General features: G+C 71.4%; 15 protein-coding genes. 8 read left to right on the top strand and 7 right to left on the bottom strand.

The features are described 5' to 3' along the window. The first annotated feature begins 82 nt into the window (after positions 1-82). A complete protein-coding gene (locus tag H566_RS28345; protein ID WP_084545085.1) occupies positions 83-766 on the top strand; it encodes a nucleotide-binding protein in 684 nt (227 codons plus the stop codon). Then, on the top strand, positions 763-1746 hold the full coding sequence (locus H566_RS0112380) for a ParB/RepB/Spo0J family partition protein (RefSeq protein WP_084545038.1): 984 nt from the start codon (positions 763-765) through the stop codon (positions 1744-1746). The genes H566_RS28345 and H566_RS0112380 overlap by 4 nt, the downstream gene beginning before the upstream one ends. Positions 1747-1883: 137 nt before the next feature. Here H566_RS0112380 and H566_RS28350 read toward each other — a convergent pair whose 3' ends face one another. The 3 genes from H566_RS28350 to H566_RS29430 all read right to left on the bottom strand — a co-directional run bounded on the left by H566_RS28350 (position 1884) and on the right by H566_RS29430 (position 4753). Continuing rightward, entirely contained in the window at positions 1884-3686 is a 1803-nt protein-coding gene (locus H566_RS28350) for a phage integrase family protein (RefSeq protein WP_084545039.1), read from the bottom strand. 429 nt (positions 3687-4115) lie between these two features. Next, positions 4116-4544: a PEP-CTERM sorting domain-containing protein gene (locus H566_RS0112395; protein ID WP_028311689.1), complete on the bottom strand. Its 429-nt coding sequence runs from the start codon at positions 4542-4544 to the stop codon at positions 4116-4118. Beyond that, positions 4481-4753 carry a hypothetical protein gene (locus tag H566_RS29430; RefSeq protein WP_169732527.1) on the bottom strand — a complete coding sequence of 91 codons (273 nt, stop codon included), beginning with the start codon at positions 4751-4753 and terminating at the stop codon, positions 4481-4483. Before H566_RS29430 ends, H566_RS0112395 begins: the two co-directional genes overlap by 64 nt. Before the next feature lie 284 nt (positions 4754-5037). On the opposite strand from H566_RS29430, the gene H566_RS0112400 reads away from it, so the two are divergent. From H566_RS0112400 to H566_RS0112420, 5 genes are all read left to right on the top strand, one after another. Then, entirely contained in the window at positions 5038-7851 is a 2814-nt protein-coding gene (locus tag H566_RS0112400; protein WP_028311690.1) for a winged helix-turn-helix domain-containing protein, read from the top strand. 86 nt (positions 7852-7937) lie between these two features. Continuing rightward, complete coding sequence (locus H566_RS0112405) at positions 7938-9665, top strand: long-chain-fatty-acid--CoA ligase (protein WP_028311691.1); 1728 nt, start codon at positions 7938-7940, stop codon at positions 9663-9665. A 69-nt stretch (positions 9666-9734) separates the two neighbouring features. Continuing rightward, on the top strand, positions 9735-11486 hold the full coding sequence (locus H566_RS0112410; protein WP_169732528.1) for a DUF1302 domain-containing protein: 1752 nt from the start codon (positions 9735-9737) through the stop codon (positions 11484-11486). 12 nt (positions 11487-11498) lie between these two features. Beyond that, entirely contained in the window at positions 11499-13958 is a 2460-nt protein-coding gene (locus H566_RS0112415; protein ID WP_028311693.1) for a 3-hydroxyacyl-CoA dehydrogenase/enoyl-CoA hydratase family protein, read from the top strand. Positions 13959-14005: 47 nt separating this feature from the next. Further along, positions 14006-15202: an acetyl-CoA C-acyltransferase gene (locus H566_RS0112420; RefSeq protein WP_028311694.1), complete on the top strand. Its 1197-nt coding sequence runs from the start codon at positions 14006-14008 to the stop codon at positions 15200-15202. A 48-nt stretch (positions 15203-15250) separates the two neighbouring features. On the opposite strand, the gene H566_RS24785 is transcribed toward H566_RS0112420, so the two are convergent. Then, positions 15251-16822 carry a methyl-accepting chemotaxis protein gene (locus H566_RS24785; protein WP_034411523.1) on the bottom strand — a complete coding sequence of 524 codons (1572 nt, stop codon included), beginning with the start codon at positions 16820-16822 and terminating at the stop codon, positions 15251-15253. Positions 16823-17027: 205 nt separating this feature from the next. Then, positions 17028-18545 (bottom strand): CoA-acylating methylmalonate-semialdehyde dehydrogenase, encoded by a 1518-nt coding sequence (locus tag H566_RS0112430; RefSeq protein ID WP_028311695.1) that lies wholly within the window; start codon positions 18543-18545, stop codon positions 17028-17030. A 111-nt stretch (positions 18546-18656) separates the two neighbouring features. Between H566_RS0112430 and H566_RS0112435 the strand changes: the two genes are divergently transcribed. Then, a complete protein-coding gene (locus H566_RS0112435; RefSeq protein ID WP_028311696.1) occupies positions 18657-19592 on the top strand; it encodes a LysR family transcriptional regulator in 936 nt (311 codons plus the stop codon). Positions 19593-19661: 69 nt separating this feature from the next. On the opposite strand, the gene H566_RS27485 is transcribed toward H566_RS0112435, so the two are convergent. Together H566_RS27485 and H566_RS0112445 are read right to left on the bottom strand one after the other, a co-directional pair. Continuing rightward, positions 19662-20888, bottom strand: a complete 1227-nt coding sequence (locus H566_RS27485) for a tyrosine-type recombinase/integrase (protein ID WP_051378697.1) — start codon at positions 20886-20888, stop codon at positions 19662-19664. A gap of 64 nt (positions 20889-20952) precedes the next feature. Continuing rightward, a complete protein-coding gene (locus H566_RS0112445) occupies positions 20953-22263 on the bottom strand; it encodes an MFS transporter (RefSeq protein WP_028311697.1) in 1311 nt (436 codons plus the stop codon). Positions 22264-22291: the final 28 nt, after the last annotated feature.

Raw genomic sequence — 22291 nt, forward strand, 5'->3', positions numbered from 1 at the left:
ACGTGTCGTATTTCCATGAATAAGAACAGCTGAATTCCGGTTGGGCCTAAACTGTCGCCCATTCCAGCACATGGAGAGAGCAATGATTGTCGTCGTAGGAGCGGAAAAGGGTGGAGTTGGGAAGACTGCAATAGCAACCAACCTCGCGGCACTGGCCACAAAAGAAGATATAGAAACGATATTGTTGGATACGGATTCACAAGGATCTGCAACTGCATGGATCCGCATTCGAAATCAGAATGCAATCAAGCCACCGATTTCCCTCTTGACGGTGCACGAATCGCCAGCCAATGAGCTGAACGCCCTGGCAGCCAAGTTTGAGCTGGTGATAGTCGATGTCGGTGCGCAGAACTACCGGACGATGCTGCAAGCCGCGACGGTTGCCGATCTCGTGCTAGTTCCCACCGGCCCCGATCAGCTCGAGGTTGAATCGGCACAGAACGTATTCGAGGCCTTGCGCGCGATCGATCCTCGCCACAAGCGAGGGAAGGTTCCAGCATTCATCGTTCCCAACCTGCTTCCCACCAACACACGCTCGCGGGAGGAAGTCGCGCTGCGAGAGTTTCTGGCAGAGGTCGGGCTTCCCGTCTTCGATGCGGGCTTGCGGCATCGGACAGCGTGGCGAAACTCGCGTCGTGATGGCTTGGCCGTTCATGAGCTGACTGGCCGCGATGCCTGTCAGAAATCTGCCGCCGAAATGCGGGCGGTCTTTGACGAAGCCGAACGTCGTGCAGGTGAACTGCTTGAGCAGGGAGATTCGCAATGAGAGCGTTCAAGCGACGCACCGATACGGGACAGACCGCATCGCCGGCAACGGTAGCGGCCATCGAGCAGACTTTCACACCCCGGCGCGTGCCAGAAGTCGACAGTGTCGTCAGCACCAGCGCTGACGGCATGGCTCTTCCGAAAGTCGGGGAGGTCGTCGACATTCCCCTCGCGAGGATAGAGAAGAGCAAGTACAACGCGCGTCGAATCGTTGCTGCTGCCAGGAACGAGGACCTTGCCCTCAGCCTGGAAGCCGATCGCCAACTGGTGCCGGTAGCCGCCTTCGTGATGCCGAACGGCCGGATTGGTCTTATTGACGGTCAACGGCGATTCGAAGCTCAACGACTCAGAGGCGCGGAAACCTTGCGCTGCGAGATTCATGAGGCGCCAGCTGACAACCGCGCGCTCTATCTTGCGTCTCGGCGCGCCAACGTCGAACGGGAGTCGCAATCTCCGCTTGATGACGCTCTGGTCTGGCAGGACCTGCTACGCGACGGAATTTTTGCGTCGCAGGCCGAGCTGGCGCGAGAAGTCGGCACGACCGAAACGACGGTCTCACGCACGCTTGGGTTGATCAGCATTCCGACGCGTTTCCTCCACATGATTGCCGAGCGTCCCGATCTGCAGAACCTTCGAATGCTCGACGCTCTCAAGCGCTACTTCGACGCGGCAGGAGAAGAGGCGTTCGAGCGCATGATTTACGAGGTGGATCACAAGGGCTTGAGCTCACGGGACGTGGACAGTCGTCGCAAGGCGATTGAGCGCGGTCCGGTGAGCAGGGCACGTAGCGACCAACGCGAGCTCACATTCCGCAACGGCCAAGCGACGCTCAAGCACTTCGAGGCTCAGGGGCGTATTCAGCTTCAGATTGATGCAGTGCGTGATCCGGAGATTGCGCAGAAGTTGAGGGAGCGCCTGCAGCAGGTTCTCGATGAAGTACTGGGCAGCGTGGACCAGCAGATCGCAGCAGGAACCGACTGACCCCAATTGCGCCGCCAACGCATCTTGCGCCGGCGCAAGACCGCCAGCGCGGGAGTCGCGGGCACGCTAACCGGCAAGTTGCTTGACATTGCGGGGGGACTTTCCGGTTCGATGCCGATGGCTTCGAACAGTGCCCGCTATGAAGTCGGTGGCGGCAAGGTCTGCGGCTCGCTGCAGCGACGGAGATGTCCTGCGACGATGTTGTACAGCTGAGTAGGGCCAATCGGATGCCAGGCGCAGGTCCCGCTTGACGGGCGCCGTCCCCTTCGGCCTTGGAGTAATGCTGTCGTCGCCAATCTCTCCACCAAGATGGGCAGCGACTGACGAGACCACTGTTCCCCAGCGAGTTGCCGCAGATTACCCTCAAGAGCCTCGACGATCTCGTACGGGAGTTCGGTTGGCTTGCCACCAGATGGGGCCGCGACCGAAAAGCGCCCGTCGGAAGTGCTGAAGTCGCCGACTTTCAGTCGAAGCATTTGCCCGGGCTTGAAGCCACAAGCGAAGCGCAACCACAGAATCAGCACGAGGCGATGGTCGCGGTGTCCCGGCCCTTCGGGCACGGCTGAGAGCAGACGGGACAGCGTATCCGCCGCAGGCGATCGGGAGTCCTTCTTGCCCGCAGCAGACTGCCTATTTGCATTCCCTGGCGAGGTCCGGATCGACGTCGTCGGCAACATTCCTTTGGGTCGCGAATTCCGGGACGTCGCCGCCCTTGCGGAAGAAGATGAGGAGGCCGAAAGTTCTCGCCACGGATTGCACTCGGCCTGGCCCGTAGCCATCAGGAAATCGAACAACAATCCGAGGTTGGCAATCTCCTGCGCCACCGACGACGGCCCTAGCGGACCGCCGAACGGGCGCCAGTCCATCGAATCGCGTCGCGCGGACTTTCGGCCGATCCAGTCGGCGCTGGCAAGCTTCCAGCCAAGACTGCGCCATTCGGTTTCGCCGAGTCTGCCAAGCGATGACAGCCAAACCCGGTATCTGGCTGCACATGCCGTATCGACATCCTTGAGCCGACAGTCGGCCTCGTGACGTAGCCACAACAGCAGTCGTTCGGCGCTTCGGCGGAATGTCCGATGGCTATGCGGACTGCCTTCGAACTGCGCAAGCCAGCGGCCAACGACGGCGACATCCGGGTATGGATCGGCTTTCGTCGTGTCGTCCGGATGCCCCGACTGACTGCCGGCAGCTGCCAACCCGGTAGCACCTCTGACCATCGCTTCAAATGGCTGAAGTCTCGCCACATGATCGGATTGCTCCGGCTCCGGCTCCGGCTCCGGGGATCCGATACGGCGTTCGGTCAGCCAGGCATCGAGCCGACGAGCCCAGACTTCGCCGACACCGGGCACGGCGGGCCATCGTTGCCCTTTTCGTGCCGAAAGCGATTGCCGTACCGCGCCGAGTGTGACCAGTCCCGCAGCAGCGAGCTTTTGCGCCAGACGAGGAGCCAGCCAGCGATGCACGTCATCCGCCGCCTCAGGCGCTGCCGGCGTCGCCTGCGCCAGCAGATCGAGCGCGGCGCGCATGCGCACAAGCAGACGTTGGCGTCGGGCGCGGGAGTTGTCGGCTTGCCCATGAGCCGCATTCCATAGCTCGATCAGCTCGCACTCTGACCAGTCGCCGGAATCAGGCAGGGTTGCGGCAAATTCGTCGAGACTGGGTACGGGGGAGGCGCGTATCCGGTGCGGGTCGCGGCGAAGCAGCCCGATCAGATCGCCATGACCGCTTGCCGCTGCGATGCGGACCAGGGCCTGGCGCACCCAGACGAGGGCTTCGCGAGCCCCCATCTCGTTGTAGTCACCATCAATGCGCAGATAGCGTTCCCAGGCCGGCCGAAGCTCGACTCCCTCGATGATCGCGCGATAGAAGGCGAGGTGGTCGCGGGTCAGTTCTCGTTCGCCGACGGCCGCGACGCGGGCTGGCGGTTGGACGGAAGTCATTGATTTGACGATAGAAAAGAATCCGTGACATCGAAGGATCCGGCACCTGGCCTGATCGGGCCGGAAAATCCGTAACTGATGATAGTGGATCACCTTTCCGCCGCATACCGGAGCCGACCGCTAATGCCGACGATCCGGTCGAGGCTGTGCCTGCGATCTTGTCGAAGAGCGGCGACACTGGCCGGCCGAGCCGCCGGCAGTCCCTGATGCTGCCCCGGCTCGGCGACAAGCGGCCGAGTCCGCCCGCGGACAAGTGGCCCGCGGCGATTTAGGTGCCGGAAACGCCATCGCCTTGCCGGACTGTACGCACCGCAGCGCTGTCAGCCCGCAGCACCATGAGAGGAGGCAGGGAGCATCGGTCTCCTGACCCGGCCTTCGGCCAGAGCCTCTTCAGGCGCTCCGGCCGCGCGCCGCGTCGGAGACCTCGGCTCAGCCCACCTGCCTGCGCTGGCGGCGGCGCGCCGTCAGCGCGCCCAGGCCGGCGATGCCGCCGAGCAGCATCGCGTCGGGTTCCGGTACCGCAGTGACGGCCCGGGTTCCCTGGGCGACGAAGTCGAAACGCAGGCCCGAGCTGATGTCGGCATCGGTGGTGTTGCTGAGCATGACGCTGCCGGTGTCGGAATACACATCCATCGCGCCGTCGGCGTTGGGCGTGCTCTCGTGGTAGTCGAACCAGAGCACGGCCGCGTTCGCGAGGGCGTTGTCCTCGCTCATCGACACGCTCGCGGCATAGATCGCGCCGCCGCTGACGGCGGCATCGCCTAACACGCGCGCGCCGTAGCCGAATTCGAGCATCAGCCCCGTGCCGCGGCCGACGGTGAAGCCAAGATCACCGCTGCGGGCCTGGAGAAAGAACACGCTGCTGCCCGATCGCTGCCGCTGGCGTCAATGCCGTCGTCCGGATCGAGATCGACGAAGTAGTAGTTCGAGACCACGAGGTTCTGCCGCACGGTGCACGACTGGGCGTGGGCCGGCGCGCCGACAAGTGCGGCAACGCCGCCAAGGCCCAGGGCAAGAAACTTGAGTTTCGTTGGAGCGATTTCGGAAGAGGGCAGGGATGCAGACAAGGGCCATGCGGCACCAGGTCGGAATCTGACGGCAGGTTTCCGCGATCTTTCGCCCGTCGCATCCAGGTGTGCGCCAATGCACGCAACTCACCTGAACCGGTGTGAATCTCCAACCGCGAGCGACGGCTAGCGACGGCCCCGTGGCGCGCCACGCCGCACTGGGCCGATGCGGCACGCATGGCGCGATCGGCGCGGACCAAGGGCAAGTCCCAAGGCCGGTTTCCATACGCATGCGTCCGGGCTGGCTAGCATCGGGGTATCCCTTCCTCCCTGCTTCGATCTTCATGACGTCCGGTTCCTCCCGCACCGCCGATCCTTCGGGCGGCGCTCTCGTGCGCGCCCGCCTGCGCCCGCCGCTCGCCACGCCGCGCTGGCTTGCGCGGCCGCGACTGGAACGCAGCCTGTCGGACTGGCTCGTCGCCACGGCACCGCTCACGGGTGACGTGCCCGGCGCGCGCGTGGCGGTCGTGGCCGCGCCGCCGGGCGCCGGCAAGACCACACTGCTCGCGCAATGGCATGCGGCGCTGGGCGCGGACGGTTGGCATGCGGGCTGGCTGGCCATCGATGCCGGCAACGAGCCACCCGCGACGCTGCTCGCCTGCGTGATCGATGCGCTCGGCGCGGCGCGCGGGCCGGCGGCGGGCGCGGCGCGGATGCGGCGGCGTGACGGCTTCGCGCCGCTGCCGGCGCTGCTCGCGACACTCGTCGACGGGCTCGCGGCGACGCGCCGGCCGATCGCGCTGTTCATCGACGATGCCGATCGCCTCTCCGACCAGGCCGCCGTCGATCTGCTCGATACGCTCGCCCGGCTCGGACCGCCCGGGCTGCTGCTGGTGCTCGCCGGCCGGGCCGAGCCGGCGCTGCGTCTCGGTGCCCAGGCGCTTGCGGGCCGGTTGCTGCGCCTGCCCGCCGACGCGCTGCGCCTCAACCTGGCCGAGGCCCGCGCATTAGCCGCGCTCAACGGCACCGGGGGCAGCGACGCGGCGGCCGCCGCCGAGTCCGCCGTCGCCGATCCGATCGCCGCGCTCTGGCGCCGCACCGAAGGCTGGGTGACCGGCCTCGTGCTCGGCATGCTGCCGCACGCCTGCCTGCCCCAGGCCGACGTGGCCGACAACCCCGCGCTCGCGCGCTATCTCGCCGACAGCGTGCTCGCCCGCCTCCCAGCGCCCGCCGTCGCGCTGCTGCATGACGCCGCGCCCTTCGCGCGCTTCGACGCCGCGCTCTGCGACGCCCTCGGTCCGCGCGAGGACAGCCGCGCCATCCTCGACGAACTGGAGCACCGCCACCTGTTCGTCAAGCCGCTCGGTGACGGCTGGTACCGCTTCCACGCGCTGTTCGCCGAGCATCTCTGCACACGCTTGCATCGCGCCGAGCCCGGCCGCGAGCGCGCGCTGCGGCTGCGGGCCGCGCACTGGTTCGCGGCGCGCGGCCACTGGCGCGAGGCCGTCGCCGAAGCGCTCGCCATCGGCGACGACGCACTCGCCTTGCCCTGGGCCGAAGCCTTCTCGCGCCGCATGGTCGAGACCGGCGAGGTCGCGGTCGTGGCCGACTGGCTCGGCGGCCTGCCGCTGCGCCTGCGCCAGCATTCCCTGCCGTTGCGGCTGATCCAGGCCTGGGCGTCGGCCTTCTCGCTCGACCTGCGGCGCGCCCGTCGCGCCCTCGCCGACCTGGAGGCCGACATCGCCGCCGGCCGGCTCGCCGCCGATGCCGCCACGCGCGGCGACTGCCTCGCGGTCGGCGCCATCATCGACGGCCTGAGCGATCGCAGCGACGCCGCCATCGACGGCGCCGACGCCGTGCTCGCGACAAGCCCCGAGCCCGGCGGCTGGGCCGAGCGTACCGCCCACATCGCGCGCACCTTCGGCCTGTGCTCGGCCGCGCGCTTCGCCGAGGCGCTCGCCTGCGGCCGCGCCGACGCGGCCGAATGCCGTGCCGCCTCCGACCGACCGCCACCCGACGCCACGATCGCGGGCAGGCCCTCGCTGAGCGCCGCTGTCGCGAGCCGGCCCGCGCCGCTGTATCTCGACGTGTTCCAGCACAGCATGCGCGGCCTCTCGCACATCACCGCCGGTGAGCTCGACGCCGCGCGTCGCGTGCTCAGCCATGCGCTTGCGCTGGCCGAGGCCGGTGCCGGCCCGCTGTCGGCTGCCGCCACGCTGCCCGCCGGCTACCTCGCCGAAGTGCTGCACGAGCAGGGCGAACCGGCCGAGGCCGAGGCCCTGCTGCGCGGCCGCGAGCCGGCCGCCTTCGGCGTGACCGCGCTCGGCTCGCTGGCACGCTACTGCGCGGTATCGGCACGGATCGCCGCCGGGCAGGGGCGACTCGACGCCGCGCTGGCCGTGCTCGCGCGTGGCGAGCAGGCCGCCGCCGAGCGCGACTGGCCGCGCCTGCTCGCGCTCTGCCTTGCCGAGCGGATACGGCTGCTGTGCGATGCCGGCCGACTCGACGAGGCCCGCGCCGCCGTCACCCGCGCTTGCGACGCGCTGCCTGCCACGCCGCCACCGCGCCCGAGTTCGCGGCTCGAAACCTGGCTCGCCTGGCAGGAGGCGCGCGCCACGCTCGACCTGCACGACGGCCGCCCGACCGACGCGGCGACCGCCTTCTTCGGCGCGGCAGTGCAGGCGCGCGCCGCCGGCTTCCATTACCGCGCGGCGCGCATGCAGCTGCTTCACGCGGTGGCGCTCGATGCTGGCGGCATGCCGGCCGAGGCGATGCGCGCGCTCGCGGCGCTGCTGCCGGACATCGAGACGCAGGGGCTGGTCGCCAGCCTGGCCGACCTTTGCCCGCGCGTCGAGCTGCTCGCGGCCGCGCGGCGCCTGATCGAGGTGCCGGCCGTCGCGGGCAGCCCGGTGCGCGCCGCGCCCGGTGGCGGCACGGCGCTGCTGTCGCCGCGCGAGCGCGCCATCCTGGCCGGTCTGGCCGATGGCCTTACCAACAAGGCGATCGCGCGCGTGGCCGGGGTCACGCCCGAGACCGTGAAGTGGCATCTGAAGAACATCTTCGTCAAGCTCGACGTCAGCAATCGACAGGAGGCGATGCGTCATGCGCTGCTGCTGGGCCTTGCCGCCGCGCCGCAACCCCCCCGAGCGGGGAGCTGACCGGCGCGGGCGCGGCGGCAAGACTCCCCGACTCATGGTCAAGGCCGGCCCACACGGCCAGACCACCATCCGGAGGAGACCCCCGCATGACCACGCCCCCCGCCGCCATCCCCCACGCGGCCGCCGAGGCCTATGCCAATCCGCTGCTGATCCGCCAGCTGCTCGTCAACCCGCTGCGCCAGTCGCCCGACCAGACCATCGTCTATCGCGGCGAACAGCGCTTCACCTACCGCCAGCTCGGCGAGCGTGTCGCGCGGCTCGGCAGCGCGCTCGGCCGGCTCGGCGTGCGGGCGAGCGACACCGTCGCCGTCGCCGACTGGGACAGCCACCGCTATCTCGAAAGCTACTTTGCCGTGCCGATGATCGGCGCCGTGCTCATGAGCGTGAACGTGCGCCTCTCGCCCGACCAGATCGCCTACACGGTCGATCATTGCGAGGCCAGCACGCTGCTGCTGCACGGTGACTTCCTGCCGCTGCTCGCGCAGATCCGCGCCCGCTTGCCTAAGCTCGAGCGTGTCGTGCTGCTGAGCGACACGCCGGTCACGACGCGTCCCGACGGCATCGACACCGACTACGAGGCCCTGCTCGCCACCGGCGACCCGGCCCATGTGTTCGGCGACTTCGACGAGAACACCCGCGCCACCACCTTCTACACGACGGGCACCACCGGCATGCCCAAGGGCGTGTTCTTCAGCCACCGCCAGCTCGTGCTGCACACGCTTGCAGTGATGGGCGCGCTCGCGAGCAATCCGGGCGGCCAGAACTTCAATCGCGGCGATGTGTACATGCCGATCACGCCGATGTTCCACGTCCACGCCTGGGGCATGCCTTACGTGGCGACGCTGCTCGGCGTGAAGCAGGTCTATCCCGGCCGATACCAGCCCGACCTGCTGCTGCGCCTGCGCAGCGAGGAAGGCGTGACCTTCTCGCATTGCGTGCCGACCATCCTCCAGATGCTGCTCGACGCGCCCGGCTCGGCCGGCCACGACCTGCGCGGCTGGAAGATGGTGATCGGCGGTGCGGCGATGACGCCCGCGCTCGCGCGCGCCGCGCTCGGTCGCGGCATCGACGTGTTCACCGGCTACGGCATGAGCGAGACCTGCCCGATCGTCGCGCTGTCGCAGCTGCGCCCCGGCGACGCGGGCGCCGACGCTCACGCCGCACGCACGTCGGCTTATGCCGCCGGCAAGTCGGCCGCCGAAGCCGCGATCGGCGCCGGCGACATCACCGACGCCGAAGTCGCCCGCCGCGCCCGCACCGGCCATGCCGTGCCGCTCGCCGACCTGCGCATCGTCGATCCCGACATGAACGACGCCGCCCACGACGACCGCGCCCAGGGCGAGGTGGTGGTGCGCACGCCCTGGCTCACACAGGGCTATCTGCATGCGCCCGACGCGGCGCGCGCGCTGTGGAACGGCGGTTGGCTGCACACGCAGGACATCGGCCGCATCGACGCCAGCGGCTCGCTCCAGATCACCGACCGCATCAAGGACGTCATCAAGTCGGGCGGCGAATGGATCTCCTCGCTCGACCTCGAGGCGCTGATCGCGCGTCTGCCGGCGGTGGTCGAGGTCGCCGTCATCGCCGTGCCCGACCCCAAGTGGAGCGAACGGCCCCTGCCGCTCGTCGTGCTGCGCGCGGGCGCCGTCTGCACCGCCGACGAGGTCATCGCCCATCTGCGCGTCTGCGCCGAGCGCGGCGAGATCTCGCGCTTCGCCGTGCCGACCGAAGTGCGCTTCGTCGAGGCGCTGGAGCGCACGAGCGTCGGCAAGCTCAACAAGAAAAGGCAGCGCGAAGTCGCGCTCGGCCGCTGAGCCAACGCCGGGGGAAATGACATGAGGACGACCAACGTCCGGGGCGCCGCACGCCCCGCGAAAATGACCATGACAGCGCTTGCAAGCCTGCTGTCGCTCACGGCCGGCGCGGCCGACTTCGACATCGACGGCCAGCCCGTAAGGTTCACCGGCGCGGTCATGGCCGGCAGCGCCTGGCGCACGACCGGACGCGATCCGTCGCTGCTCCAGAACACCAACGGCAGGCTCGCGGGCGTCGATCACTCGGCCAGCCACGGCCGCAACCAGGACGACGGCAATCTCAACTTCGACCGTGGCGACCGCATCTCGACGGTCGCCAAGGGCTTTGCCGCGCTCGACATGCAAGGCGGCGACTTCGCGCTGCGCCTGAGCGCCAAGGCCTGGACCGACCGCGCCCTGGCCGACGACGAGCACCGCTGGGGCAACTGGCCGAGCGGCTATGCGGGCGCCGGCACGCATTCGGCGCGCCTCGACGACGGCGGCTTCGACCGCCGCGCGCGCTTCAGCGGCATCACGCTTCAGGAAGCCAACCTAAGCTCGAAAACCACAATCGACAGCCAGGCGGCGCTGGCGCGCCTGGGCTGGCAGACGCTGGACTGGGGCCGGGGCTTCTCGCTGCCGGGCGGGTTGTCGGCGATCAACGCGGTCGATCTGCCGGCGTCGCGCCGGCCCGGCGCGACGCCCGAGGAAGTCGCTATCCCGATGCCGCTGCTGCTCGCGCGCATCGATCCGCTGCCGCAACTCACGGTCGAGGGCTTCTGGCAGCTCGGCTTCCAGAAGACGGTCGTCGATGGCTGCGGAACCTTCTTTGCGGGCACCGACTATGTGGCCGACGGCTGCAACGGCGTGATGGTGGGCGACGGCTTCAGCGATCCGGATTCGGTCGCGCAGGGCCGCTATCTCGCGCGGCGCGGCACGCCGACGGTGGCGCGCGACGGCCAGTTCGGCGCCTCGCTGCGCTGGCGCGTCGCGGGTGGCGAACTCGGCGCCTATGCGGCGCAGGCGCATTCGCGCACGCCGCTCGTGAGCCCGGTCAAGACCGGCCGCATGACGGGCGCGCCCTTCGTGCCCGGCAACGCCGACGGCCTCAACGCCGGCTACCTCACCGAGTACCCGGAAGACATCCGCCTGTTCGGCCTGAGCTTCGCGCGGCGTACCGACGATTACACGGTGCAGCTCGAAGCCGGCTGGCGGCCTAACCAGCCGATGCAGCTCAACTCGGTGGACCTGCTCAACGCCGTCGCCTCGGCCACCGCGCCGACGCTGCTGCGCGCCGACATGGATGCGCTCGCGCCCGGCGCCGTGCTGCACGGCTACGACCGCCATCAGGTGAGCCATGCGCAGGTGGCGGGTTCGCTGCCCCTGCGTGGCCTGTTGCCCGGCGAGCCGCTCTCGCTGCGCGGCGAGGTCGGCGGGCGCTTCGTGCATGACCTGCCGGATTCGGCCAAGCGCCGCTACGGCCGCTCCGACCTGTTCGGCATCGGCACCGTCAACGGCGTGTGCAACGACGTGCCCACCTCCTGCGCCAACGCCGGCTACGTCACGCCCGGCGCCTGGGGCTATCGCCTGCGCGCCGACTGGCGCGCCACGGCCGCCGACGGCCTCGTGCTCGCGCCCGCGCTCGGCTGGGCGCATGACGTGCGCGGCTGGTCCTGGGACGGCACGTTCAGCCAGGGCCGCCGCGCCGTCGTCACCAGCCTGCGCGCTGAATTCGGCCGGCGCTGGATCGCCGACCTCAGCCTCAACCACCCGATCGGTGGCACCTACAACCAGCTGCGCGACCGCGGCTGGGCTGCGCTCGCCCTCGGCGCGCGCTTCTGACGGAGAACCCGCATGACCGACCTCAAGCTGCATCGCGTCGCGGTGCTCGGCGCCGGTGTCATGGGCGCGCAGATCGCCGCCCATGCCGCCAACGCCGGCCTCGATGTGCTGCTCTACGACCTCGCCGCGCCCGGCGCCGACCCGCGCGCCGCCGTGCGCCGCGCCATCGACGGACTGCGCAAGCTCAAGCCCGAGCCGCTCGCGCTGCAAACCCTTGCAGACGCGATCCGCCCCTGTAGCTACGACAGCGACCTCCCGCTGCTTGCCGGCTGCGATCTCGTGATCGAGGCCATCGGCGAACGGCTCGACTGGAAGCAGTCGCTGTACGAGCGCATCGCGCCCCACCTCGGCGAGCGGGCGATCCTCGCCAGCAACACCTCGGGCCTGAGCATCGCCACGCTCGCGGCGATGCTGCCCGAGGCGCTGCGGCCGCGCTTCGCGGGGCTGCACTTCTTCAACCCGCCGCGCTGGCTGCCGCTCGTGGAGCTGATCGGCCACGCGGGCACCGAGCCGGCGGTGCTCGACGCGCTCGAATCCGCCGTCACGCGCCAGCTCGGCAAGAGTGTGGTGCGCGCCAAGGACAGCCCGGGCTTCATCGCCAACCGGCTCGGCGTGTTCGCGCTGCTCGCGGCCGTGCATCACGCGGCGCGCTTCGGCCTTGCGCCCGACGAGGTGGACGCGCTCACCGGCGCGGCGATCGGCCGGCCGCGCAGCGCCACCTTCCGCACGCTCGACGTGGTGGGTCTCGACACCTTCGCCCATGTGGTCGCGGGCCAGCGCGAACAGCTCGGCGCCGACCCGTGGCGCGGCTGGCTGCGACTGCCCGACTGGCTCGACGCGCTCGTCGCCGCCGGCCAGCTCGGCGACAAGACCGGCGCCGGCTGCTACCGCCGCGTCGGCCGCGACAGCCAGGTGCGCGATCCCGCGACCGGCGAGTACTGCCCGGCGGCCGGCGCCGTCGCGCCCGAAGTGCAGGCGCTGCTCGACCTGCCCGACACCGGCGAACGCCTGCTCGCGCTGCGCCGCAGCGCCCATCCGCAGGCGCGCTTCCTCTGGGCCGTGCAGCGCGACCTGTTCCATTACGCCGCGTTCCACCTCGCCGACATCGCCGAAGCCGCGCGCGACGCCGACTTCGCGCTGCGCTGGGGCTTCGGCTTTGCCGAGGGCCCGTTCGAGACCTGGCAGCGCGCCGGCTGGCGCCGGCTTGCAAGCGCTCTCGTCGAGGACATCGAGCGCGGCGAAACGCTCGCCGCCGTGCCGCTGCCCGCGTGGGTGACGAGCGCCGAGGCGGCCGAAGGCGTGCATGGCCCGGCCGGTTCGCTGAAGCCGGGCGGCGCGGCGGGGCAGGGCGGCTCGACCATCGATGGCGCGAACCCGGCGGCCACACCGAAAGGCGCCCCGACCTTCGTCCCGCGCCGCGCCGACGCGCTCGCCGCGCGCCAGCTCTTTCCCGAACGCCTTGCGGGCGAACCGCGCGCCACCGCGCTCGACGCCGGCCGCACGCTCGCGCTCACCGACGCGACGCGCCTGTGGGTGCTGCCCGAGCGCGACGCGCGCATCGGCATCCTGTCCTTCACCGGCCGCGCCCATGCGATCGGCTCCGGCGTGCTCGACGGCTGCCTCGACGCCATCGTCCAGGCCGAATGCGAACTCGACGCGCTCGTGCTCTGGAACGAGCCGCCCTTCGCCGTCGGCGCCGACCTCAAGGAAGTGCTGCGCCTCGCCGACGCCGGCGAGTTCGCCGCGCTCGACGCCTACATCGCCCGCTTCCAGCAGGTCGCGCTCGCGATCCGCCGGGCGCGCGTGCCGGTGGTCGCGGCGGTGCAGGGCATGGCGCTCGGCGGCGGCTGCGAATTCGCGCTGCACGCGGCGCACCGCGTCGTCGCCTTCGAGACGCGCATCGGCCTTGTCGAGACCGGCGTGGGCCTGATCCCGGCCGGCGGCGGCTGCCTGCATTTCGCGCGGCGCGCGGCCGCGCTCGCGGCGAGCGGCGCCGACGGCGACGCCGTGCCCTTCCTCGAACCCGCCTTCGACGCGATCGCGCGCGGCCTGCCCGCGCCCAATGCGCTCGCGGCGCGCGCCGCCGGCTATCTGACCGAGGCCGACGACATCGTCTTCCAGGCCAACGAGGTGCTGCATGTGGCGCTCGCGCGCGCCCGGGCGCTGGCCGAGGCCGGCGCGGTCGCGCGCCGTTCGCTGCCGGTGGCCGTCGCGGGCCGCGCGGGCAGCGCGGCGCTCGCGATGAACATCGTCAACCGGCGCGACGGCGGCTTCATGAGCGCGCATGACGCGCGTATCGCGCAAGCGCTTGCAAGCGCGCTGTGCGGCGGCGACATCGACGCCGGTACGCGTGTCGACGACGACTGGCTGCTCGCCGTCGAGCGCGCGCGGTTCATGGAACTGCTCGCCACGCCCGAGACGATCGCCCGCATCCGCCATCTGCTCGCCACCGGCAAGCCGCTGCGCAACTGAACCCCGGCGCGGGCCGCAGCGCCCGCGCCATCGACGGAATCCCGAAGATGACCACGCCCCTCCAGGACGCCTATCTCGTCGCGGCCGTGCGCACGCCGGTCGCGCGGCGCAACGGCGCCTTCCGCCATGCGCGGCCCGACGACCTGCTCGCCCATGCGCTGCGCGAACTCGTCGCCCGCGCGCCCGGCCTCGACCCTGCCGAGATCGCCGATGTGATCGTCGGCTGCGCCATGCCCGAAGCCGAGCAGGGCATGAATGTCGCGCGCATCGGCCTGCTGCTCGCCGGCCTGCCCGCGAGCGTGCCCGGCTTCACCGTCAACCGCTTCTGCGCCTCGGGCCTCCAGGCCGTGGCCGACGCGGCGGCGCGCATCCGCTCGGGCGAGGCCGAGGTGATGATCGCCGCCGGCGTCGAGAGCATGACCGTCATGACGAAGATGATGGGCAATCGCGTGCGGCCCAATCCCGCCTTCTTCGAGCATGACGAGCACCGCGCGATCGCCTGGGGCATGGGCCTCACGGCCGAGGAAGTCGCCAGGCGCTGGAACGTGAGCCGCGCCGAACAGGACGCCTTCGCGGTCGAGTCGCACAAGCGCGCCATCGCGGCGATCGACGCGGGCCGCTTCGCCGACGAGATCGCGCCCTACATCACCACGTCCGCGCGCCCCGGCAGCGACGGCCAGCCGCTGCGCACCACCAGCGTCGTCACGCATGACGAAGGCCCGCGCCGCGATGCCTCGCCCGAGCGCATCGGCGCGCTGCGGCCGGTGTTCGCGGCCGACGGTTCGGTCACGGCGGGCAATGCGTCGCAGATGTCGGACGGCGCGGCGGCGGTGCTGCTGATGAGCGAGGTCGCGTTGAAGCGCAGCGGCCTGCAACCGATTGCACGCTTCGTCGCGCATGCGGTCGCGGGCGTGCCGCCGGAGGTGATGGGCATCGGCCCCGTCGAGGCGATCCCGCGCGCGCTGGCGCGCGCCGGCTGGCGCCAGGACAGCCTCGACTGGATCGAGCTGAACGAAGCCTTCGCCGCCCAGGCCATCGCCGTGCGGCGCACGCTCGGGCTCGACCCGGCGCAGATCAATCCGCTCGGCGGCGCGATCGCGCTCGGCCATCCGCTCGGCGCGACGGGCGCGATCCGCACCGCCACGCTGCTCGCGGCGATGAAGCGCGGCGACGCGCGGCGCGGCATGGTGACGATGTGCATCGGTACGGGCATGGGCGCGGCGGGGGTGATCGAGCGGGTGTGACTGCGGCGGACGCCTGTCCGCGCCTCATCGCGCGTCGCGCCCAGTCCTTCAGCCGCGCGCGAGCCTGAAGCCCTGCATCGTCCCGAGCAGCCCGCGCGCCTGCTCCCGGAGGCTCGCGCTCGCCGCCGCGCCCTGTTCGACGAGGGCGGCGTTCTGCTGGGTCATGCGGTCCATCTGCTGCACCGCCTGCATCACCTGTCCGATGCCGAGGCTCTGGTCGGCGCTCGCGCCCGCGATGCCGGCCGTCACGCTCGCGACGCCGTCGATGGCGCGCACGATCTCGTTCATCGCGCTGCCGGCGTCGCCCACATGGCGCCGGCCTTGCTCCACATGCGAGACCGAGTCGGCGATGAGCGTGCGGATCTCGCGCGCGGCGGCGGCGCTGCGCTGTGCGAGCGTTCTCACCTCGCCGGCGACGACGGCAAAGCCGCGCCCGTCCTCGCCCGCGCGCGCCGCCTCGACGGCCGCGTTGAGCGCGAGGATGTTGGTCTGGAAGGCGATCGAATCGATGGTCGCGAGGATGTCGGCGATGCGTCGGCTGCTGTCGCTGATGCGCGCCATCGTCGCCACCACCTCGCCGAAGACGCGGCCACCGTCGTCGCTCAGGCCGCGTGCGCCGCTGGCCAGTTCGCTGCCTTCGCGCGCATTGCTCGCGTTGCTCGCGACCGTGCCGTTCAGTTCTTCCATCGCGGCGGCGGTCTGCTGCAGCGCGCTCGCCTGCTGCTCGGTGCGGTGGGCGAGATCGGCATTGCCCTGGGCGATCTCGCCCGAGGCGCGCTCCACCTGCTCGGCCGAGGCGCGGATGCTCGTGACCGTGTCGGCCAACCGCGCCTGCATGCGCGCGAGGGCGGCCAGCACGCTCGTGTCGTCGCCCGGGCGCAGGTGGATAGGCTCGCTCAGGTCGCCACCGGCCACGCGCGCGGCGATGGCGCTGGCGGTTTCGGGTTCGCCGCCGAGGCTGCGCGAGATGTGGCGCGCGATCAGCAGCCCGAGCGTGAGCCCGGCGGCGGCGCCCGCCGCGATCAGCGCGGCGAGGATGGTGCGGATGCGGTCGTGCGTCTCGTGCGCGTCCCGCGCGACGCCGGCGGCGGCCTGTTCCTTGAAGTGCGACATCTCCGACAGCTTCTCGTCCACGGCGCGGTTGGTGGCCGTGAGCCGGGCGCTGGCGGCGCGCAGCGCCGGGTCGCCGGCGATGTCGCGCACGTCCCGGGCGGCGCCGAGGAAAAGCTCGGTGTCGTGGCGCCAGCCGTTCACCATCTTGCGCAGCTCGCCCATCATCTGCTGGCCCGCCGGCAGGTGCAGCAGCGGCGCGGCGTCGTCGAGCAGCGACTCGACGCGGGCCTGGTGCGCGACGACATCGGCGCGCGCGCGCTCGCGGTCGGCCGGGTCGGGGTTGGCAATGAACTGCCAGCGCGCGCGGCCGGCCGCGATCAGCTCGACGTTCGCTTCCTTGATGCCCGACAGCGCGAGCAGGTCGAGCGCGTACAGGTCCTGGGTCATGTGCTCGACCCGCCCGAGGCCGACGATGCCGGCGACACCGATCGCCGAGCCGACGGCGACGACAACGGAAAAGGCGGCAATGAGGCGGGTGGCGAGCCGGGTGCGGCGAAGGCTGGGCATGGTGGACCTCGTGATGCCCGGCATCGGTGCTGCTGGGACGGCGAAGGGTTGGACGACAGGGCGCCGCGCCGGCGCCGGCCGATCCCGGCGCGGGCGGGAAATCGGAATGTGCCGATTGTTGCGGGCGGTGTGTCGCACCATCCTGCGAAAACCGGCGGCCGCCGGCCGCTAGCCGTCCCAATGTCCTACATGTGCTTCGCGGCCTTCACTTCGCGACCGGCATGCTGAACTCGGCGCCGCGCGAAGTGCTTTCGGGCCAGCGCTGCATCACCGACTTCTGCTTCGTGCAGAAGCGCACGCCCTCCTCGCCGTAGGCATGCATGTCACCGAACAGGCTGCGCTTCCAGCCGCCGAAGCCATGCCAGGCCATCGGCACCGGGATCGGCACGTTGATGCCGACCATGCCCACCTGGATGCGGCGCGCGAACTCGCGCGCGATGTTGCCGTCGCGCGTGTAGCAGGCCACGCCGTTGCCGAACTCGTGGGCGTTGACCAGTTCGACCGCCGTGCCGAAGTCGGGCACGCGCACGCAGGCGAGCACCGGACCGAAGATCTCTTCCTTGTAGATGCGCATGTCGGGCGTGACATGGTCGAACAGCGTGCCGCCGGTGAAGAAGCCTTGCTCATGCCCCTTCACCTTGAGGCCGCGGCCGTCCACGACGAGCGTCGCGCCTTCGTCCACGCCGAGGCCGATATAGCCCTCGATGCGCTCGAGCGCGGCCTTGGCGACGATCGGGCCCATCTCCGAGGCCGGGTCCATGCCGTTGCCGACGCGCAGCGCGCGCGCCCGCTCGGCCAGACGCGGCACGATCCGGTCGGCCACGTCGCCGACGAGCACCGCGACGCTGATCGCCATGCAGCGCTCGCCGGCCGAGCCGTAGGCCGCGCCGATCAGCGCGTCGACCGCCTGGTCGAGATCGGCGTCGGGCATCACGACCATGTGGTTCTTCGCGCCGCCAAGTGCCTGCACGCGCTTGCCGAAACGCGCGCCGCGCTCGTAGATGGACTGCGCGATCGGCGTCGAGCCGACGAAGCTCAGCGCGGCCACGTCCGGATGCTCGATGAGCGCATCGACCGCCCCCTTGTCGCCCTGCACGACATTGAACACGCCGTCGGGCAGCCCGGCCTCGCGCAGCAGCCCGGCCATGAAGACCGACGCCGACGGATCACGCTCGCTCGGCTTGAGCACGAAGCTGTTGCCGCAGGCGATGGCGACCGGAAACATCCAGCACGGGACCATGCACGGGAAGTTGAACGGCGTGATGCCCGCCACCACGCCGAGTGGCTGGCGCAGCGTCCAGTTGTCGATGCCGGTGGACACCTGCTCGGTGTAATCGCCCTTGAGCAGCTGCGGGATGCCGCAGGCGAACTCGATGATGTCGATGCCGCGCATCACCTCGCCCTGGGCGTCACTGAACACCTTGCCGTGCTCGGCGGTGATGATCGCGGCCAGTTCGTCGCGGCGCTCGTTCATGAGGCGCAGGAACTCGTTGATGACGCGCGCGCGGCGGATCGGCGGCGTGTCGGCCCAGGCCGGGAAGGCGGCCTTCGCGACGGCGACGGCGGCATCGACCTCGGCCTGGCCGCCGAGCAGCACCTGGCGCGTGACCTCGCCGGTGGCCGGGTTGAACACGGGCTGGCGGCGCTCGCCGGCCGCGACCGGCCGGCCGCCGATGAAATGCGTGATGTCGCCGGTCGAGGCGAAGGCTTCGGGGGCGCCCATGGTGGTCTCCGTCGGTGTTGTTGGGGTACGGCGAAGTCTCGACGCGCGGGCGGGGCTTGAGAAGCCCGGACTTGTGATCACATCATTCAGGATTCCGAACAATCGATCGCCATGTCCATCGACCATCTCGCGCCGCTGCTGGCCGACATCCATCTGCTCACCGTGCTGGGCGAGACGCGCAGCTTCACCCAGGCGGCGCGGCGGCTGAAGCTGTCGAAGGCCTCGGTCAGCGCGCGCATCGCCGAGCTGGAGCGCGCCGTGGGCCTGCCGCTCGTGCGGCGCACGACGCGCTCGGTGGCGCTCACCGATGCGGGCCGGCGGCTGGCCGAGGACAGCGCGCCGGCCTTCGCCCGCGTGGGCGCGACGCTGGCCGAGGTGATCGACCTCGCGGGCGAGCCGCGTGGCCTGCTGCGCGTGACGGCGCCGGTCGCGCTCGGGCGCCAGCATCTCGCGCCGACGCTTGCCGACTTCTGCCGCGCGCATCCGGCGATCCAGGTGGAACTCGACCTCAGCGACCGGCTCAGCAACCTCGCGCAGGAAGGCTTCGACCTCGCGCTGCGCCATACCCATGCGCCACCCGACACCCATGTGGCCTGGGAGCTGTGCGAGACGCGCACGCTGCTGGTGGCGTCGCCGGCCTATCTGGCGGCGCGCGGCGAGCCCGAAGCGCCGGGCGATCTCGCCGGCCATGCCTGCATCGGCTATCTGCGCGAGGGCGCGATGACCTGGGCCTTCGAGCGCGTCGGCGCCGACGGCCGGATCGAGCGCCGCGGCGTGACCGTGGCCGGGCCGATCCGCGCCAACAACAGCGAGGTGCTGCGCGCGGTCGTGGCCGACGGGCTGGCGATCGGGCTGCTGCCCGACTTCTCGGCCGCGTCCGAGCTGGCGGCGGGCCGGCTGGTGCGGGTGCTGGCCGACTGGACGCCGGTCGGCGGCTTCGGGCCGAGGCTGTATGCGCTGCGGCCGTGGTCGCCGCAGGTGCCGCGCGCGGTGCGCGTGTTCGTCGAGCACCTGAAGGCGCATTTCGCGGGCGGGTTCGGCGGCTGACGCGGGACGGCGCGGGCGGCGGGCTGGCGGGCTGGCGGGACAGCCGGCCGACGTGCCGCGAAGGGGCCTTCAGCCGCGCGGCGCGGCGGCCGAGATGGCGGCGTGGAAGTCTCCGCGCCCGGTCTGGTCGTAGATGAGCGTGGTGTCGAGCGAGGCGTGGCGCAGGAAGCGCTGGACGAGGCGCGGCTCGACGCCGGCGTCGAGCAGATGGGTGCAGCGCGCGCGCCGCATCGAATGCGGGCGCAGCTGGGCGATGAGTTCGCGCTCCTGCGCGTCGAGGTCGGCCAGCGCCGGATGGGCGGCGAGCCAGCCGGCCGAGGCGCGCAGCGATTCGTACACCGCCGAGACGCTGGTGGCGGCGCGTTCGGTGCCGGCGAGCATGAGCGGCGCGTCGGGCCGGCGCCGCACGAGGTCTGCAAGCGCTTTCAGGTCGGACTGGCGCCAGACCCGCGCCAGCAGCGCGACGGCCTCGGCCGGCAACGGCAGCAGCGCATGCACATCGCCCTTGCCGGTGAGCTGCCACCACCAGCGCGGGCCGGCGCCGGTCGGCTCGGCCTGGAGGTCGCCGAGGCGGGCGTCGGCCAGTTCGGCGCGCCGGCAGGCGGTCCAGTAGAGCCAGCCGAAGGCGAGCGCCTCGCGCGCGGCGACCGCGCGGTCGGGCACGGCGTCCTCGGGGCCGGTCTGCGGGCGGAGGGCGGCCAGGGCATCGGGCGCCGACGCGTTTCCGGCCGCGTCGAGCCGGCCGAGCAGCAGCCCGAGCGCGCGCTCGATCGCGTGCGCGCTCGGCACCGGGCGCAGCCGCTTGCGCGGCGGCGGCCCCTTGTCCTTCATGAGCCGCAGCGGGTTGCGGCGCAGGTAGTCGCCGTCCATCAGGTAGTCGAACAGCGATTGCAGGATCAGCAGCGCCTGACGCTGGCTCGTCGCCGACAGCCCGCCCCGGAAGCCGCCGGTGGCGAGTCCGTCGAGTACCCAGTCGTCGGGCGGCTCGGCGAGGAAGTCGCGGTAGTCGTCGAAGTCGAGCCGGCCGAGGTCGGCGAGGGTCGCGCCGCGCACGTCGCGCAGCCACCTGAGGAAGCGCCCGGCCTCGCGCCGGTAGGCGCGCTGGGTGTTGGGCTTGCGCGCGTACTCGGCCAGCCAGGCGCCGACCACGGCGTCGTCGTTCAGGCCGGGCAGGGCATGGCCGGGGCCGGCGTTGAACGGCACGCCGGCCGGCGACGCGGGCAGGCCGTCGCGGCGCGCGAGGGCCGCATCGGCGGGCGCGGCGGATCGGGCGTCGGGGGCGGGCAGCAGCGGCATCGGAAGCGGGGATGTGGTCGGGCGGGCTGTGGCCGGGCTGTGGCGGGCAGGCGCCGGCGCGCCATCAGTGTCCGGGCACGAGCCGGTCGCGCCGCGCGAGCGTGGGGAACAGCCGCATCCACGCCAGCACGACCACGAGGGTGCCGACGCCGCCGAGCAGCACCGAGCCTACCGGCCCGAGCAGCGCGGCCGTCGCGCCCGACTCGAACTCGCCGAGCTGGTTGCTCGCGCCGATGAACAGCGAGTTCACCGCGCCCACGCGCCCGCGCATCTCGTCCGGCGTCTCGAGCTGTACCAGCGACTGGCGGATCACCACGCTGAACATGTCGGCCGCGCCGCTCACCGCGAGCGCCGCGAACGCGAGCCAGAAGGTGGTCGAGAACGCGAAGCCGATGGTCGCCACGCCATACACCGCCACCGCGCCGAACAGCCAGCGCCCGGCATGGCGATGGATGGGCATGCGCGCCAGCGTCAGCCCGACGACCACCGCGCCCAGCGCCGGCGCCGAGCGCAGCAGGCCCAGGCCCTCGGGGCCGGTGTGCAGGATGTCGCGCGCGAAGATCGGCAGCAGCGCGGTCGCGCCGCCGAGCAGCACCGCGAACAGGTCGAGCGAGATCGCGCCCAGCACCACCGGCCGCTGGCGGATGAAATGGATGCCGGCCGTGAAATCGGCCAGGCTCGGCGCGGCATGGCGGCGCGGCGCCGGGCGGTGGCGGATCGCCAGCGTCGCCCAGATGGCCGCGACCAGCAGCGCGAGCGACACCGCGTACACCACGGCTGCGCCCCATTGCGCGCCGATCGCCGCGTCGCTGGCGCCCGTGGCCGCGCGGCCCGCGAGCGCCGCGACGCGCGGCCCGAGCGCATACAGCGCGCCGCCGAGCGCCGGCCCCGCGATGACCGACGCCTGCATGCACGAGCTCGACGCCGCCACCGCGCGCGCCAGCAGCAGCGGCGGCACCAGCGTCGGCAGCAGCGCCTGTTGCGCCGGCATCTGCAACGCGCGCGCCATGCCCAGCAGCACCGACATGGCGAGGATGAGCCCGCCGCCGATCGCGCCCAGCACGCTCGCGAGCGCGAGGCAGACCGCCACGGTGAGTTGCAGGCCGAGGCTGCCCGCGAGCAGCAGCCGGCGGTCGTGGCGGTCGACGAGATGGCCGGCGGGCAGCGTCAGCAGCAGCGCCGGCACGAATTGCGCGAGCCCGACGAGACCGAGCTGCCAGGCGCTGGAGGTGAGGTCGTACATCTGCCAGCCCAGCGCCACCATGAGCATCTGGTTGGCGCCGCCGCCGGTCACGCGGGCGACCAGGAGCCGGAGATAGTCGTGTTGCCCGCGCAGGCGCGGCGGGGCCGTGGAGGTGTCGTCGGAGAGCTGCATCCGCCCGAGTCTAGTGCGTCTGGCGGGT

The sequence above is a fragment of the Derxia gummosa DSM 723 genome (genome assembly GCF_000482785.1).
GTDB classification, from domain to species: Bacteria; Pseudomonadota; Gammaproteobacteria; order Burkholderiales; family Burkholderiaceae_E; genus Derxia; species Derxia gummosa.

What these genes read in the sequence shown, in the direction of transcription:
- H566_RS28345 (WP_084545085.1), top strand. Translation starts at nt 83, where the DNA reads ATGATTGTCGTCGTAGGAGCGGAAAAGGGTGGAGTTGGGAAGACTGCA.
- H566_RS0112380 (WP_084545038.1), top strand. Translation starts at nt 763, where the DNA reads ATGAGAGCGTTCAAGCGACGCACCGATACGGGACAGACCGCATCGCCG.
- H566_RS28350 (WP_084545039.1), bottom strand. Translation starts at nt 3,686, where the DNA reads ATGACTTCCGTCCAACCGCCAGCCCGCGTCGCGGCCGTCGGCGAACGA.
- H566_RS0112400 (WP_028311690.1), top strand. Translation starts at nt 5,038, where the DNA reads ATGACGTCCGGTTCCTCCCGCACCGCCGATCCTTCGGGCGGCGCTCTC.
- H566_RS0112405 (WP_028311691.1), top strand. Translation starts at nt 7,938, where the DNA reads ATGACCACGCCCCCCGCCGCCATCCCCCACGCGGCCGCCGAGGCCTAT.
- H566_RS0112410 (WP_169732528.1), top strand. Translation starts at nt 9,735, where the DNA reads ATGACAGCGCTTGCAAGCCTGCTGTCGCTCACGGCCGGCGCGGCCGAC.
- H566_RS0112415 (WP_028311693.1), top strand. Translation starts at nt 11,499, where the DNA reads ATGACCGACCTCAAGCTGCATCGCGTCGCGGTGCTCGGCGCCGGTGTC.
- H566_RS0112420 (WP_028311694.1), top strand. Translation starts at nt 14,006, where the DNA reads ATGACCACGCCCCTCCAGGACGCCTATCTCGTCGCGGCCGTGCGCACG.
- H566_RS24785 (WP_034411523.1), bottom strand. Translation starts at nt 16,822, where the DNA reads ATGCCCAGCCTTCGCCGCACCCGGCTCGCCACCCGCCTCATTGCCGCC.
- H566_RS0112430 (WP_028311695.1), bottom strand. Translation starts at nt 18,545, where the DNA reads ATGGGCGCCCCCGAAGCCTTCGCCTCGACCGGCGACATCACGCATTTC.
- H566_RS0112435 (WP_028311696.1), top strand. Translation starts at nt 18,657, where the DNA reads ATGTCCATCGACCATCTCGCGCCGCTGCTGGCCGACATCCATCTGCTC.
- H566_RS27485 (WP_051378697.1), bottom strand. Translation starts at nt 20,888, where the DNA reads ATGCCGCTGCTGCCCGCCCCCGACGCCCGATCCGCCGCGCCCGCCGAT.
- H566_RS0112445 (WP_028311697.1), bottom strand. Translation starts at nt 22,263, where the DNA reads ATGCAGCTCTCCGACGACACCTCCACGGCCCCGCCGCGCCTGCGCGGG.